This window comes from Chryseobacterium sp. MYb328 (genome assembly GCF_037572595.1).
Classification (GTDB): Bacteria; Bacteroidota; Bacteroidia; order Flavobacteriales; family Weeksellaceae; genus Chryseobacterium; species Chryseobacterium pennae.
This window is the reverse complement of sequence record NZ_JBBGZQ010000018.1, coordinates 67,756-84,525: the sequence shown is the minus strand read 5'-3', so window position 1 is coordinate 84,525 and position 16,770 is coordinate 67,756. Positions and strand designations below refer to the sequence as shown.

Annotated in this window: 13 protein-coding genes; 12 read left to right on the top strand and 1 reads right to left on the bottom strand. The window is 36.9% G+C overall.

Annotated elements, in window-relative coordinates:
* The first annotated feature begins 1 nt into the window (after nucleotide 1).
* The 5 genes from WH267_RS17055 (at nucleotide 2) to WH267_RS17035 (ending at nucleotide 10,281) form a co-directional block, all read left to right on the top strand.
* Nucleotides 2–772 (top strand): TIGR02757 family protein, encoded by a 771-nt coding sequence (locus WH267_RS17055; RefSeq protein WP_394337828.1) that lies wholly within the window; start codon nucleotides 2–4, stop codon nucleotides 770–772.
* Nucleotides 773–782: 10 nt separating this feature from the next.
* The gene (locus WH267_RS17050) at nucleotides 783–1,337 is read left to right on the top strand and encodes a DUF1003 domain-containing protein (protein WP_115973480.1); all 555 of its coding nucleotides are present in this window, start codon (nucleotides 783–785) and stop codon (nucleotides 1,335–1,337) included.
* A 199-nt stretch (nucleotides 1,338–1,536) separates the two neighbouring features.
* Nucleotides 1,537–3,903 (top strand): choice-of-anchor L domain-containing protein, encoded by a 2,367-nt coding sequence (locus WH267_RS17045; RefSeq protein ID WP_340009926.1) that lies wholly within the window; start codon nucleotides 1,537–1,539, stop codon nucleotides 3,901–3,903.
* Nucleotides 3,904–4,073: 170 nt separating this feature from the next.
* On the top strand, nucleotides 4,074–7,658 hold the full coding sequence (locus tag WH267_RS17040) for a choice-of-anchor L domain-containing protein (protein ID WP_340009925.1): 3,585 nt from the start codon (nucleotides 4,074–4,076) through the stop codon (nucleotides 7,656–7,658).
* A gap of 343 nt (nucleotides 7,659–8,001) precedes the next feature.
* Nucleotides 8,002–10,281, top strand: a complete 2,280-nt coding sequence (locus WH267_RS17035) for a choice-of-anchor L domain-containing protein (RefSeq protein ID WP_340009924.1) — start codon at nucleotides 8,002–8,004, stop codon at nucleotides 10,279–10,281.
* Nucleotides 10,282–10,369: 88 nt separating this feature from the next.
* Here WH267_RS17035 and rsmA read toward each other — a convergent pair whose 3' ends face one another.
* Nucleotides 10,370–11,140, bottom strand: coding sequence for a 16S rRNA (adenine(1518)-N(6)/adenine(1519)-N(6))-dimethyltransferase RsmA (gene rsmA, locus WH267_RS17030; protein ID WP_115973476.1), 771 nt, complete (start codon nucleotides 11,138–11,140; stop codon nucleotides 10,370–10,372).
* Between the two features lie 91 nt (nucleotides 11,141–11,231).
* Between rsmA and WH267_RS17025 the strand changes: the two genes are divergently transcribed.
* From WH267_RS17025 to WH267_RS16995, 7 genes are all read left to right on the top strand, one after another.
* Nucleotides 11,232–12,131 carry a cell division protein FtsX gene (locus WH267_RS17025; protein ID WP_340009923.1) on the top strand — a complete coding sequence of 300 codons (900 nt, stop codon included), beginning with the start codon at nucleotides 11,232–11,234 and terminating at the stop codon, nucleotides 12,129–12,131.
* Nucleotides 12,132–12,133: 2 nt separating this feature from the next.
* The gene (locus tag WH267_RS17020; RefSeq protein WP_340009922.1) at nucleotides 12,134–12,430 is read left to right on the top strand and encodes a DUF3098 domain-containing protein; all 297 of its coding nucleotides are present in this window, start codon (nucleotides 12,134–12,136) and stop codon (nucleotides 12,428–12,430) included.
* Between the two features lie 94 nt (nucleotides 12,431–12,524).
* Complete coding sequence (locus WH267_RS17015; RefSeq protein ID WP_340009921.1) at nucleotides 12,525–13,343, top strand: undecaprenyl-diphosphate phosphatase; 819 nt, start codon at nucleotides 12,525–12,527, stop codon at nucleotides 13,341–13,343.
* Entirely contained in the window at nucleotides 13,343–13,753 is a 411-nt protein-coding gene (locus WH267_RS17010; RefSeq protein ID WP_340009920.1) for a hypothetical protein, read from the top strand. The genes WH267_RS17015 and WH267_RS17010 overlap by 1 nt, the downstream gene beginning before the upstream one ends.
* On the top strand, nucleotides 13,750–14,448 hold the full coding sequence (gene truB / locus WH267_RS17005; protein ID WP_340009919.1) for a tRNA pseudouridine(55) synthase TruB: 699 nt from the start codon (nucleotides 13,750–13,752) through the stop codon (nucleotides 14,446–14,448). Before WH267_RS17010 ends, truB begins: the two co-directional genes overlap by 4 nt.
* Before the next feature lie 28 nt (nucleotides 14,449–14,476).
* Nucleotides 14,477–15,199, top strand: a complete 723-nt coding sequence (rluF, locus tag WH267_RS17000; RefSeq protein ID WP_340009918.1) for a 23S rRNA pseudouridine(2604) synthase RluF — start codon at nucleotides 14,477–14,479, stop codon at nucleotides 15,197–15,199.
* 279 nt (nucleotides 15,200–15,478) lie between these two features.
* Entirely contained in the window at nucleotides 15,479–16,702 is a 1,224-nt protein-coding gene (locus tag WH267_RS16995) for a YncE family protein (protein WP_340009917.1), read from the top strand.
* Nucleotides 16,703–16,770 lie beyond the last annotated feature (68 nt).

Genomic DNA, 16,770 nt, shown 5'->3' with positions numbered 1-16,770 from the left:
TATGTTGAAGTTTGAAGAGCTTAAAAGCTTTCTGGATGAAAAGGCTAACCAATACAACGCTCCTGATTTTATAGAAAATGATCCGATACAGATTCCGCATCGTTTCTCAGTGAAACAGGATATTGAGATTGCAGGCTTTCTGGCAGCAACTATTTCCTGGGGAAACAGAAAATCGATCATCAACTCTGCCAATAAAATGCTGGATCTTATGGGGAATTCTCCCTATGATTTTGTGTTGAATTATTCTGAAAGAGATTTGAAAGACATTCAGGATAAAAGCATTCACAGAACTTTTAACGGAGAAGATTTTTCTTATTTTATCAAACAGTTCAACAGAATTTATAAAGACCATGAAAGCCTGGAAGAACTGTTTAGAGTAAAAGATTCGGAAACTAATTTCCAACACGCTATAGAAAGATTCAGAAGCAGTTTCCTGCAGGTGGAGAAACATAGAAGTCATAAGCATATAAGCTCACCGTATAAGAATTCCTCAGCCAAAAGAATCATTATGTTTCTGAGGTGGATGGTACGTAAGGATAAACGTGGTGTAGACTTCGGTATCTGGGAAAATATAGATCAGAAATACCTGTCTATTCCATTGGATGTGCATACCGGGAATATCTCAAGAAAGTTGGGATTGGTGGAAAGAACTCAGAATGACTGGAAAACAGTGGAAGAACTGGATGTAGCCATTAGAAAATTTGATGAAAAAGACCCTGCAAAATATGATTTTGCTCTGTTTGGATTAGGTGTGACGAAAGAACTGTTGTAAAAAATAAAGGATGAAAAAATATAATGAAAAAGCAGAAGTTCTCGAAAAAATAGCAGATCGTATTACCTCATGGATAGGATCTATTCAGTCTCTGATTGTACATACTTTGCTGTTTGTTACTTCGTTTTTGCTTCCGATGCTGAAAATTGTTGATTTTGATAAGATGCTTCTGATTCTTACTACAGTACTTTCTCTGGAAGCTATTTATCTGGCAATTTTCATTCAGATGTCTGTGAACAAAAGCCACGAAAAAATTGAAGATATCCAGGAAGACATCGAAGATATTCAGGAAGATATAGAAGAAATCAGCGAAGATATTGAAGAGATCAGTGAGGATATTGAGGAAATTAATGAAGATATCGAGGATATTCAGGAAGACATCGAAGAAATCAGTGAGGATATTGAAGAGATTAATGAAGATGAAGAAGAAGAGGATCATAATGAAAAGGCTAAAAATGCTATCCTAAAAAGCAATGTAAGTTCAAATAAAAATGAAATAAAAGCTTTGAAGGACATTATTGCTCAACTTCGGGATGAAATAGATCAATTGAAAAAAGATGAATAGGAGATTGGAAGATCTCTGAGAATATAAGAACAGGTCAGCTTTGCTGGTCTGTTTTTTTATGATTGAGTATTGTTTTTTATAGTAAATTTAAAAATAAAAAGTATTTATTGTGAATTTTCATTAAAAACTGAGATTTAAGTGTCTTAAATGCTGATTAGATATAATTATTTTTGCTACATTTGGGCAAAATGAAATCAAAATGTTGAATTATAGATTGAAACACTACTTTTTTCTTTTAACGTTTTTACTGAGTTCTATTTCTGTATTTTCCCAGGTTGTTCCTGAAAGAAAGACAACAAAGGTGAAACCTACGGGAGCAAATCTTAAGGCTGGCAACTTTATAGATGTAAATGTTCCTCCTTATCCACCTTCAGGTTTTACTCCTGAACAGCTGGTTAAACAAATTTTGATCAATGGTGGAAGTTCCTGTACATCAGCAAATGTTACCAATGTTACCATATCTCCTAATCATGCCGTAAATAAGCCCGAAAGATTTTGGGGCTACTTTAATAGAGGAACTGCAAATTTTCCTTTTAAAGATGGAATTGTACTGACTACTGGTCATGCAAAAGATGCAGGAAATAGCTTTACTGATGATGTGAGCAAATCGGTAGGAACAGAAAGTGATCCGGATCTGGTGGCAGCAACTAATCCTCCTGTAGCCCTGAAAGATGCAGTAGCCCTTGAGTTTGACTTTGTTCCAAGCTCTACCCTGGTAAAATTCAATTATATATTTGCCTCTCAGGAATATGATCCTGGTGGGGATTATCCGTGCGGTAATTACGCTGATGCTTTTGCGCTTTTGCTTAAAAAAGTAGGAGATCCTGCGTATACGAATCTGGCTGTATTACCTGGAAGTGCAGGACCTGTAAGTGTAACGAATATTGTTCCGGGAGGAGTGGGTTTCAGTTGTGGACCCATCAATGAAACTTATTTTGGAGGGTTGAATATGCCACATATAGGAATTAATTATAACGGAAAAACTATTCCTTTAACGGCTGTTGCTAACGTAATTCCTGGAGAGACTTACCATTTCAAATTGGTTCTTGCAGATGCATCGGATACACAGTTAGACTCTTCTGTTTTTTTAGAAGGTGGATCATTTGATATCGGTGTGAAAATCGTTGATGAAACAGGAGCTGTTCTGCCATCTACAATTAATATGTGCGATAATACTCCTAAGGCATTAAAGGCACTGTTAGCTGATATTCCAGGGATGACTTATCAGTGGTATAAAGATGGCGTTGTGATTCCGGGAGCTACCAATTCTGTTTATACTGCTGTGGAACCAGGTGTATATTACGTAAAAGTAATGATTCCCGGAAATCAGTGCCCGGGTGAGGCTACGATTACCATTGTCGGAGGAACCAGCCCAACGGTACAGGATGCAGTACTCAAGCTTTGTATGACGCCTACTGTTAAGACTTTTAATTTAGAGAATGCAATCCCCATGATCAGTACAACACCAGGAATTGTAGTCCGTTTTTATGCGAAGCTTTCAGATGCTCAGGCTCAAAATAATAATTATATTAAAAATCTGGCCAGTTACGATGGAACAGATGGTCAAATCTTATATGTTCTTGTATCTAATGGAGCATTTTGTAGTAAAATTCCAACATTAACACTGAGAAAAGAAGAAACCCCTATTGCAGGTCTTAATGTTGCAAAGCTGAAGATATGTTTGGGAGAATCTGTGTTGATGACAGCAACCGGCGGGGTAACTTATGAATGGAGTGATACGACTTCTGTTACAGATGGAACAAGAACGGTGAGCCCTACCAAAACAACAACGTATTCCGTATATGCTGTAGGAGCTCTGGGATGTAAGTCTTCAAAACCGGCTGAAGTTACCGTTGAGGTAGTACCGGCTATTGTTTCTACACTGAAAGGCGGACAGATCTGTGAAGGTGACAGAATTCTTTTAGATGCAGGCTCAGGCCCCGGATATACCTATGAATGGAGTACCGGAGATAAAACACAGACTATTACAGCAAATAAACCTGGAGAATATAGTGTAACGATCAGTAATGGGGTGTGTTCTAAAGAATTTAAAACCAAAGTGATACAAGCGGTTATTCCTGAAATTATTAATGTGAACTATAATGACAAGGGAACCATGGTTCTTACAGCCACCAATCCTAGTAATGGTATATTGGAATACTCAGTAGATAACGGCCTTACATGGCAGAATTCCAATGTATTTACAAATGTACCTAAAAATGAGGTTATTGCTATTCGTGTAAGAGTGAAGACTACAAGCTGTGTAGGATTCCTGGAGTACTTTACCTTTGTCATGAGAAATGTAATTACTCCAAACGGAGATAATATTAACGATATTATCGATTTCAGAGGAATCGTAAAATATAAAGATTTCAGCGGTAAGGTCTTCGACCGTTATGGAAAAGAAGTATTCCGGGCTGAAAGGTTCAGACCTTATTGGGATGGATACTTCCAGGGAAAACGATTACCGTCCTCATCTTACTGGTATCAGGTTACCTTTGAAGATCCGGCAAGCAAATTGCTCACCGTTAAAACGGGTTGGATCCTGCTTAAGAATATAGAATAATTCAAAAATATTATTGAAAGACTGACTGCCTTGTCAGTCTTTTTTTTGTGATATTGAAATAAATTAAGTTGATATTCTACGATTAATAAATTTGAATTAGTAACAATGTAAATTATGTTAAACTGAATTTAAATCAAAAAAAATAGTATTTTTGTTTAAAATACTATAAAATGTTAAATAGGAGGAAAGGAAGTTTATTTTTAGTGTTGTTTTTTGTTTTTATGGGAAGCTTTATTTTTGCTCAGGAGAGAAGCAAAATAGGTGCGGCCAAAAAACCTAGCACTGCCACTATGAAAGCAGGTGCTTTTATTGATGTTAATACTTCCAATTATCCTGAGTCTTCCTATAGTATAACTCAGTTGGTGAAAGATGTTCTTATCTCAGGTGGGGGATGTGCTAGTAATAATATAAGTAATGTACTTGTTTTTCCTAATTTACCACCCACTAATCAGAACCGAAGCTGGGGCTACTTTAATAAAGTGGCAACGAATTTTCCTTTTTCTAAAGGGATTATTCTTTCTACCGGATTTGCTAAAAATGCAGGAAATTCTTATATACCCGATCTTAATGATGACTTGGGTACAGGAGGAGATGTAGATCTGGCAAATGCTTTGGGAATTAGTAATGCGAAGCTGACCAATGCTACCTATATTGAATTTGATTTCGTAGCTGTTGCCTCTGAGATTACCTTTAAATATTTATTTGCTTCAGAAGAATATCAGAAAACATTCCCTTGTAATATTACTGACGGTTTTGCTTTATTGCTGAAGAAAGTTGGTGATCCTAATTATACGAATTTAGCGGTACTTCCGGGAGGAGCAGGACCGGTAAGTGTAACGAATATCCACCCGGCTAATATTAATTGTGGTCCAAAAAACGAAATATATTACGGAGGAACCAATACTGCTCAGATTGAAACCAATTTTGAAGGCCGTACCGTTCCTTTGGAGGCAAAAGCAACCGTTATCCCTGGGCAGACCTATCATTTTAAGATGGTTCTGGCTGATTTTCAGGATGGTAACTATGATTCGGCTGTGTTTTTAGACGCGGGATCCTTTGATATAGGAGTGAAAATCCTCGGTCCGGGAGGTGTACAGCTGCCAAGCTCAGTGAATATGTGTGATAATACACCACAGACTTTCACCGCTTCAGTTCAGTATCCTAATGTGACATATCAGTGGTTTTTAAATAATGTACTGATCCCAGGAGAAACCAATGCCAGCTATACAGCAACACAACCTGGGGTCTATACGGTGAAAGTATTGATACCTGGTAGTACCTGTCCGGGAGAGGCAAAAATTACCGTTGTGGGAGGAACTTCTCCTACAGTGCAAAACGCTACTTTGACAGCCTGCTACAGTGCAGGAAATGCGACGTTTAATCTGCCTGCAGCACAACCTGCAATAAGTACAACAGCGGGAGCAGTCTTTACTTATTATACAACATTAGCAGATGCCAATGCAGGTGGTCCTGCTAATATAATTCCTAATCCTACAGCCTATCAGAGTGCCGGAGGAACGGTATATGTAAGGGTACAAAATGGCTTCTGTGCTAAAGTAGCTGAGCTGAATCTGGCTAAAGCACCACAGATGACAGGTTCTATTGTACCTCCTGCAATATTGACCTGTGCTAATTCGCAGATTACACTGGATGCATCAGCTTCAGTTTATCCTGCCGGAGCTACATTCAACTGGACTACTACAGGTGGGAATATTGTTTCAGGAAACACTACGCTGAATCCTGTAATCAATGCGCCGGGAACTTATACATTGACAATATCAAAAGCTTATCAGCCTGGAAATATCAACTGTACAGCGGTTGCAAACGTAACGGTGACAGGAAATAGTGCTCCGCCTAATACAACTTTAACAGCTCCTAAACTAAAAATCTGTAAGGGAGAATCTATAACACTTACAGCTTCAGGGGCGGCAACTTATAATTGGGGTGGTGGCCTTCCCGGAAATGGAAATACACAAACTGTAACTCCTACAGTTACTACAACATATACTGTAATCGGTGTGGGAGCTAATGGATGTGCTTCTGCCAACCCTGCAACACTTACCATCGAAGTATCTGAGCCATTCACAGCACAGAATGCAATACTTCACAAATGCTATCAGCCGGGATTAACTTTTAATCTTCAGGAATCACAGGGCCAGATCACAACAGCAACTGGGGTTACTTTTGCATATTATGTAAATCAAACCGATGCTGATGCCGGTAATGGTAACGTTATAGCAACTCCTACAGCGTATTTACCTACTTCGGCAAACCAGACAGTCTATGTAAGAGTTAGCAACGGAGGTTGTAGCTATGTGGTTTCTCTGCAATTATTGAGAGCTGCAGAAACTACCTTAACCATAGTTGCTCCACAGACTATTACCTGTACAACTCCCCAGATTACCCTTAATGCATCAGCTTCTGTAATACCGCCAGGATCTACCATTACCTGGACGACAGTTGGGGGCGTTATTCAGTCAGGAGGGAATACCCTTACGCCTGTAGTAAGTGCGGGAGGTACATATACATTAACTGTTACCAATATATCCCAGCCGGGAAATCTAAATTGCCCATATAGTTCAACAGTAACAGTAACTCAGGATAAAGTGGCACCTATTGCAGCTCTTGTATCGTCAGAAGCTCGTATATGCGTTGGTGAATCAGTAACATTAACTGCATCCGGTGGAGCTACCTATACCTGGGGGAATGGTCTTACAGGTACCGGAAATACTCAGGTTGTTTCACCTACAGTTACGACAGTATATACAGTACATGCAGTAGGGGCTAATGGATGTGTTTCTGCTACACCTGCAACCGTTACTGTTAAAGTAGGACCTCCGATAGCAGGAGTTTCTGCAGATAAAGTGAAAATATGTGCCGGAGAATCTGTTACCCTTACCGCTACTGGTGGAGTTACTTATAATTGGGTGGGTCTTACCGGAACCGGAGATACACAGGTAGTAAGTCCTACCACTACTACCATTTATTCTGTGTTTGCATTAGGAGGGAACGGGTGTATTTCTGAGAAAGCTGCCGAGATAAAAATAGATGTAGTTCCTGCTATTGTTTCTACGTTAGAAAATGTGTATGTCTGTGCCGGAGATAACGGTACTCTTGATGCCGGAGCAGGCCCTAATTATACCTACCTGTGGAATACCGGAGCTACCACGCAGACAATTACTACAAAAATTGCCGGAACGTATTCTGTAACAATAAGTAATGGGGTGTGTTCCAAAGTATTTACAGCGCAGCTTGTCAATCCTGATCTTCCTGAGATCATCAATGTTGCTTATGATAAGAATATCATGACCCTTACTGCAACTAATCCTACAGGTGGAGTGTTAGAATTCTCCATAGATGGTGGGTTGACCTGGCAGGGATCAAATGTATTTAACGGTATCTTAAACAATACAATGTATCATTTGATGGTTAGGGTGAAGAATGCAAAATGTGGAACTTCAGTGGATTATTATACCTTCGTACTCAGCAACGCTATTACTCCTAATATGGATGGAATAAATGATACGATAGATTTCTCCGGAATCAGTGGATATAAGGACTTTTCTGCCTCTATTTTTGATAGATACGGAGCAGAAGTCTTTAAGGCAACAAAAGGAGATGTAATATGGAGAGGATCTCTAAAAGGAATCAATCTGCCTACGGGCACTTACTGGTATAGAGTTCAGTGGGAAAACCCAGCGAGCAAAAAACTGGAGCAACGCTCAGGATGGATACTTTTGAAAAACAGAAATTAAGTTATAATATAAAATAAACAACAAAACCCTTCGTAATTGAAGGGTTTTGTTATTTGTTTTGGTTGATTTTGTTAATGTATTTCTTGAATTGTAGTGAAGTTTATAAATTGTGTTTTTATTTTATATTATCATTTTCTTAAAACACCTTTTATTACTATAAATATTGTTTTGTGCCTATAAATGTTGTTATTTTTTTATAAAAAATATAAATATGTGTATTAGATATTTAAAAAAAAATTAAATTTGTTGAAACAGAAATATTATGATAAGATACCTACCGATTTGTTTATTATTTTTATTTATCTCAAATTTTTCATTTTCACAAAGTCAGCAGCCCAGATCAGTGCTAAAGAAACAAGCGTCTATTCAGTCTAAAAAAGCAGGCGCTTTTATTGATGTGAATGCACCGGGATATTTGGAATCCGCTTATAGTATAGAGAAGCTAGTAAAAGATGTATTGATTTCATCAGGAACCAATACCTGTATTACTCCCAATGTATCCAATGTAAAGATTACCCCTAATCATGCTGTAGGTGATGCAAACAGGGCATGGGGATATTTTCATAAGGCAACAACCAATTTTCCTTTTAAAGATGGTATTGTACTTTCTACAGGGTATGCAAGAAAGGCAGGTAATAGTTTTGAATCCAGTAATAGTGATACCAATGGTGGTGGGTCAGATGCTGATCTGGCACAGGTGCTTGGGGTTACTGAAAGCAAATTGTATGATGCAGTACTTCTGGAGTTTGATTTTGTTCCTACAACTACTCAGATCAAGTTTAATTATTTAATTGCATCCGACGAATATACCGGGACATTTCCCTGTAACTATGCGGATGCCTTTGCTATATTACTGAGACCTACATCAGGAGCAGCAGCCTATACCAATATGGCGATACTGCCTGGAGGAGCAGGACCAGTAAGTATTACCAATATTCACCCTGCAATTGGATCCACTTGTGGAGCTGTTAATCAACAGTATTTTGGAGGGTATAATACTACTAATGTTGAGACGAACTTTAACGGAAGAACGGTTCCGCTTACTGCTGTAGCAGATGTAGTGGCAGGACAGGAATATCATTTTAAAATGGTAATCGCTGACTTCAATGACCATAGCTTCGACTCTGCAGTATTTCTGGAAGGAGGTTCTTTTAATATCGGGGTAGACCTTTTAGGACCTGGCGGAGCAAAATTACCTAGTGATATTAATGTATGTGATAATGTACCTCAGGTACTTACTGCTTCTGTAAGTGATCCGAACTTATTGTATCAGTGGTATTATAACGGAACCCTGATTCCTAATGCAACAACCAATGTAGTTACTGCTGCACAGCCGGGAACCTATACAATTGAAGTAAGTGTACCCGGAAACCCATGTCCAGGTAAAGCATCGATAGAAATCCACGGCGGAACAACGCCTGAAGCATTTGATGCTACATTATTGCTCTGTACTACACCGGATATTACCACTTTTGATTTAAGTACCATTAAGCCATCAATCAGTACAACACCGGGAGCTATATTTAAATTTTATGAAAATCAGGCTGATGCCGTTGCTGAGAATAATAATTATATCAAGAATATCCTGAACTATAATGGTACAGATGGACAGATATTGCATGTAGTAGTTTCTAATGGAGGTTTCTGTAGAAAATTGGTAGAGTTGAAATTGTTGAAAGAAGAAACACCTACTGCCCAACTGAAAGCATCAAGTATCCAGGTATGCCCGGGAGAAACCGTAACCCTTACAGCAGAAGGTGGAAATACCTACCTTTGGAGTAACTTTCCGGGAACAGGCAATATGCAAGATGTTACTTTATATCAGAGTACAGTATTCACAGTGTATGCAATAGGAGAAAAAGGGTGTAAGTCTCTTAACCCTGCAACTATCAGAATTGAAGTTACTCCTGAAATCATAAGCCCGTTAGCAGATGTTGAAATGTGTGACGGAGACCGTGTTACCCTTGATGCAGGAGCTGGACCTAAGTATAAATACAAGTGGAGTACAGGAGCTACTACACAGAAAATAGACGTAGAAAAATGGGGAATTTATACCGTTGAAATTGATAACGGATACTGTAAAAAGACCTTTTCTGCCAAAGTGATGGGAGCTGCAATCCCTTATGTTATCGGAATAGATTACCAAACATCTAAAAAAACTCTGACGATTGCTGCAGAAAACCCTCCGATGAATAATACCCCAAGCAGTATTGAATATTCTATTGATAACGGAATTACATGGCAGCAGTCTAATATATTCACGGGGCTTTTAGATAATACCAATTATACAATCCAGGTGAGAAGAGTAGGAACGCACTGTATAGGAACATTTGATTTCTTTACTTTGCAGATCAACAATATGATTACTCCTAATAATGATGGAATTAATGATGTACTTGATCTGAAAGCTTTAGGTCAGTTTAAAAATTTCACAGGTTCTATCTATGACCGGTATGGAGTAGAGATGTTCAGATTCTCGAAAGAAACTCCAACCTGGGACGGTACTGTATCTGGTAAGAGATTGCCTTCAGCGACTTACTGGTATAAGTTTACCTATGAATATCCAAAATCCAAAACCCAGATGAACTGGTCTGGCTGGATCATGCTAAAAAACAGAGAATAATAAAGTGTAAAGCCTTTCAGTCAGAAAGGCTTTATTTAAATAAATTTCATAAAAAAGCTCCTTAATGAGGAGCTTTTTGTTATATGTCTTATTGGTTTTCTTTCCAGAGATTTGCAAAGTGAATGAAATCATACACGCTGAGTTCCTCTGCTCTTTTATCTAAAAATTCATGACCTTTCAAGGCTTCAGGTATAACCAATGACTTCAATGCATTGGAAAGTTTTTTTCTTCTCTGGTTGAAGCCTGTCTTTACTATCTGTTTAAAAAGAACCTCATTACCGGCCAGACCTTCTTTAGGGTTTCTGGTAAGGCGGATTACTCCGGATTTTACCTTTGGTGGCGGATTAAAGACATTCTCATGAACCGTAAACATGTAGGATACATCATAGTAGGCCTGGATAAGAACAGAAAGAATACCATAATCTTTGGTTCTTGGTACCGCAGCAGTTCTTTCAGCTACTTCTTTCTGGAACATTCCTACCATTTCAGGAATCATTTCGTAATGGTCAACGATCTTAAATAATATCTGCGATGAAATATTATACGGAAAGTTCCCGATAATAGCAATCTGCTCATCCTTGATAAAATTAAAGTCCTGTTTCAGGAAATCCCCTACAAAAGTATTTTCCGTAACTTTGGAATAGTTGTTTTTCAGGTATTCGATGGACTCTGTGTCGATCTCTGCAAGATAAATGTTCTGTTCCTTTTCAAGAAGATATTTGGTAAGAACTCCCATTCCGGGACCTACTTCCATAATATTATTATAGTTCTCAAAACTAAGACCTTCTACGATTTTTCTTGCGATATTTTCATCTGTCAGAAAGTGCTGCCCAAGATGTTTTTTTGCTTTTACACTCAAAGTTTTTTATGATTTTATTAACAATGATTTTCTTTATTTCGTCCCAAATTTCGGAAGATTTTTTCTATTTTAGCCAAAAATTTTAATATTAATGGCTAAATCTGTAGATGAGTTTAATAAGAAAAGGCTTCGGTCCAGCAATATTACAGTAGTGATAAGTATTGCCTTAGTGTTATTTTTGTTAGGATTAATGGGGCTTATTTTAATCAATGCCCAGAAGTATTCTGACTATATCAAAGAGCAGTTGGTAGTGAACGCTTACTTTGATGAAAACTATGATGCTAAAGACTCTGTGAAAATTGCAAAACTAGAGGAAGAAACTTTTAAAAAGGTACAGACGTTAGCTCCTGTAAAAAAAGCAACCTATATTTCCAGAAGCATGGCTGCCACAGAAGCCAAAAAGAGTATGGGAATTGATAGTGACGCATTGTTTGAAGAAAATATCTTCCCGTCGTCTATCGAAATTGCTTTAAAACCTGAATATGTAGATCCTGCGAAAATTGATGAAGCTATCAAGGTGATCAAGTCGGTTCCGGGTATCATTGATGTAAAGAACGACAGTACTTTGATGGTGGATGTTTACAACAACCTGAGCAGAATCTTAAAATGGATTTTTGGATTTTCGTTGCTGTTTTTAGTATTGGCAGTGGTGTTGATCAATAACTCTATCCGTCTGAAAATTTTCTCCAAGAGGTTTATTATTAAAACCATGCAGCTGGTAGGAGCGAAAAGAAGATTTATCCTTAAGCCTTTTATCATTGAAGCGATTATTTTAGGGGCCATTGGTTCTCTAATTGGTCTTATTGCTTTAGGAGGTGTTTGGTATTATTTCACAAGCCAGATCGGATCGGCTTTTGTACAGGACAATAATCAGTATGTCTGGTTAGTAATTTTAGTATTAGGTGTAGGAATTTTTATTTCTGTCTTAAGTACTATTTTTGCTACATGGAGATTCTTAAAATCAAACGTTGACGATTTATATTACTCTTAAAAATGAGCAAAAAAATAAATAAAATTTCTGCTTCAGACTTCGGAAGTGAAGCAGAAGCACTACAAGAAAATGCTTTCTATTTCGGAAAGCAGAACTTTAAATGGATGTTAATCGGATTGGCATTTATTGTGGTAGGATTTCTTTTGATGATGGGACCTGATGCTAATACCGTAGACGGTAAATTTGATCCTAACTCATGGAATGACGATATCTTCTCCATCAGAAGAATCAGAATCGCTCCGCTATTTGTTGTGATAGGTTTTGTAATAGAAGTCTACGCGATCTTAAAAAGGAAATAAATAGAAATTTATATTTAGAGATTAAGAGATTAAGAAATTTAAAGCCAGCTTTAAATCTCTCAATCTCTTAATCTTTTAATTTTTGTAAAAGAATATGGATTTAATTAAAGCAATTATTATTGCCATTGTAGAAGGACTTACGGAATATCTTCCTATTTCATCTACAGCACACATGGGATTCACTGCCAATTTATTGGGAATGCCTGATGATGAATTTTTGAAAATGTTTCAGGTATCCATTCAGTTTGGAGCCATTCTATCAGTTGTAGTCGCCTATTGGAAAAAGTTTTTTGATCTGAATAACATTCAGTTTTACTTTAAACTGGCCTTTGCCGTAGTTCCTGCATTGGTGTTGGGATATTTATTTGATGATAAAATTGAAGCCATTCTTGGAAATCAGATTGCTATTTCTTCAGTATTGGTTTTGGGCGGAGTTGTTTTATTATTTGCTGATCAATGGTTTAAAAACCCTACCATTGATGATGAAAAAGGAATTACAATAAAAAAAGCAGTAACCATAGGATTCTGGCAGTGTCTGGCTATGATGCCGGGAACCAGCCGTAGCGCCGCTTCCATTATTGGAGGGATGGCTCAGGGACTTACAAGAAAAGCTGCTGCTGAATTCTCTTTCTTCCTTGCTGTACCTACCATGCTGGCGGTAACTGTATATTCGGTTTTTGTAAAGACCTGGGGAAAAGAAACTGCTAATCCACAGAAAGGATATGAGATGATTATGGCGTCACAGGATCACATCATGATCTTCGTAATTGGAAATGTGGTGGCATTTATTGTAGCATTAATCGCGATAAAAGCATTCATTGGAGTGCTTAATAAGTATGGTTTCAAACCTTGGGGATGGTACCGTATTTTTGTGGGAATTGCTTTACTAATCTATTTTTATTTCTTTAAATAATGAAAAATGAATTATTTAAAGAGAAATTTGTAAGTACATTTTGTTTGTTATTTTTTATACTTGGTGGCTTTATCTTTATTCCTTTAAATATTCATCCTTTTGCTTATAATGTAGGAGTAGAGCATAATTTTTTTGTAATAAGTATTCTTATTTTTGCAATTGTAATTTTCATTTTGTTGATTAGCAAAAAAAGAATTACAATACGATTAATCAATATTTATCTCATATTAGTTTTATTAATCAATATTAAATCTTTTATAGCTTTATTTTTTAATCAGTATTATGATTATTCTCATTATTATTTAAAAGGCATAATAACTATATTTTTAATAACTCTTCTTTATCTCGTAAATAAATATAAAGTGAGTTTCAAGCAAGTGGGAGAAATAAACAATATTGGAAAAGAATGACGGCAGAAGATCTACAAGCAGGACACATTTTTTTATTAGACAAACCTTTGGACTGGACTTCCTTCCAGGCTGTCAATAAAATGAAATATAAACTTAAAAGGGAGTTTGATCTTCCTAAAAAATTTAAAATCGGACATGCAGGAACTCTGGATCCAAGAGCTACGGGGCTTCTGATCGTATGTTGCGGGAAATTCACAAAGAAGATCCCTGAAATTCAGGATGCACCTAAAGAATACTGGACAGAAATTAAAATAGGAGTACAAACTGAATCCTATGATACTGAAAAGCCGGAAATTCTTCATCAGGATTTTTCGCATATCACAGAAGATCAGGTGAAAGAGGTTTTAGAAAAATTTGTTGGAGAAATTGAACAGAAACCACCTGTATACTCTGCCATAAAGATTGATGGGGAAAGAGCCTATAATCTGGCAAGAGCAGGAGAAGAAGTGGAAATGAAATTCAGAAAGACAACGATTCACTATCTCAACGATATTAAAATAGATTTTCCTTTGATAAGCTTTACAGTTGGATGTTCAAAAGGAACTTATATAAGAAGTTTGGCCCATGATATAGGGCAGGAATTAGGAGTAGGTGCTTATCTTACTCAATTAAGAAGAACAAAAATCGGTGATTATAAAATTGAAGATGCTACAGATCAGTTTTTAAACAATGATTTCAGATTTCAAGGTGAATGAAAAATGATACCAATTACGGTAGAGACTAATGGAAAAGACACGTATTAATAAATATTTATCAGAAGTAGGATACTGTTCAAGAAGAGCAGCAGATAAGCTGCTGGAGGAAGGCAGAATAAAGATTAATGGTAAAGTACCTGAAATGGGAACCAAAGTTTCTGATGAAGATCTGGTGGAAGTAGACGGAAAACCTATCAGAGAGCCACAGGATAAGCCTGTTTATATTGCTTTTAATAAACCGGTAGGAATCGTATGTACTACTGATACAAAACGTGAACAGAATAATATTATAGAGTATATCAACCATCCTAAAAGGATTTTTCCGATCGGTAGATTGGATAAACCCAGTGAAGGACTTATCCTCTTAACCAGTGATGGAGATATCGTAAATAAAATTCTAAGGGCAAGAAATAATCACGAAAAAGAATATCTGGTGCGGGTAGATAAACCGATAACACCAACGTTTCTTCAAAAAATGAGAAATGGAGTTCCTATTTTGGACACAGTCACAAAGAAATGTGAGGTGGAAAAGATTGATGATATGAATTTCAGAATTATTCTTACTCAGGGACTCAACAGGCAGATCCGTAGAATGTGTGAATACCTTGGCTATGATGTAAAAAAGCTGAAAAGAATCCGTATCATGAATATCAAGCTTGATCTTCCTGTAGGAAAATGGAGAGATTTAACAGATGACGAGCTTAGCAATTTAAATTCTCTTTTAACAGATTCAAGTAAAACAATCGATTAAGAGTATAGTATAAAATAAAAAAGATGGCAGGTAGAAAATTTCTTCTTGCCATCTTTTTTAGTTGTTTTTCTGAAGCAAAAGTAAAGCAGAGTATCTGTTTTATTCTATTTTACATAGATTTTTATACGGATTAGCATGCCCATTGCTGTATAGAAAGTTGGTTTAAAGAATCTTAAAAGGATTACTTTTTATGAATATTCACATATTGGTGTAATATTTTTAGTTTTTTGGTCAAATTATATTATATTTATAATTAAAAATACTAAAAACTTGAAAATCATGAAATTAAAATTTAATCCCGTTTTTTTATTTGTCATTTTACTTCCATTTTCTAATTGTCAAAATGATAATCATAACCCAGACCTTCCCCATGATACTGCTTTTTATATCGATTATAGAAGTCTGACAGGACAATCTGATGGAATAGCGGTCATAGAGCTGGATCCGGAAGCTCCCGATTTCGGAAATATCAGCAGTAAACTTGAATTAGGTGCCGGCGTTCTGCCTCACCATCTTTATTATAACCAGAATGCAAACAAATTATATACAACAGCTTTAGGAGGAAGCTATCTCTATCAGGTGAAAACTGAAAAAGACAAAAACGGACAACCAAAATTAGTGAGTGCAACCCCAATTGACACAGGAGAAAATACGGTAGGCGAAAACTTATTTTTCACCAATGACGGAAGGTTTTTTATGACCTTTATGGGAGGAGCAGGAGGGTTGAAAGATGGAAGTGTAGGTGTTTTTAATGCTAATAACAATCAGCTTATCAAAACCATTAAAGCTCCAATTCAGGACAATCCCAATAAATTTATTATGTACCCACATGGTATTTCTGTTAATGAAGAAAAAGGGCTGATGATGGTAACTTCAACTATTCATCCGGATCTTACCAGTGGTTTTGGAAATACCTGTACTTTGATAGATTTAAAAACGTATGAGTTAAAAGAGACCTATCAGGTTGCAGACTCACCAGCTGATTTGTCAAGTCCTGTTGAGGTTTTATTGCTTCGTGGACAATTTCCACAATATGCTCTTGCTACAACCATGCTTGGAGGAGATATCTGGATTGCTCCATATAATGCTGCAACTAAGAAATACGATGCTTTTACCAAAATATTTGACGGAAGTACACAAGGCTTAGGCTGGACTCTCGAAATGTATATTGATGATAACAACAGGCTGTATGTAAGTTTTGCCGATCCGGGCAAAGTTCTGGTTTTTGACATCAGTAATCTTCCTCAACTAAAGCTTTTAAAAACCCTTACTGCAGATAAAGGAGCGCATCATATGGTTTTCTTTAAAACCAAAAAAGGAAAAGAAGTGGTAGCCGTACAAAATAATCTGCTGGATATTCCAAACTTAAATTCCGGCACCATTAGTGTCATTGAAATTCAGACTGGAAAAACCTTGGGTACAGTTAATTTACGCTCCAAATATGGAATACTGCCCGAATCCATTGAAGGTACCAATGGGCCAAGTAATTATATGCATCACTAAAGTATAAACCGATATTTCAGATTAGAAACTATCCGAAATAGAAGATCTGTTTTGGATAGTTTTGCATT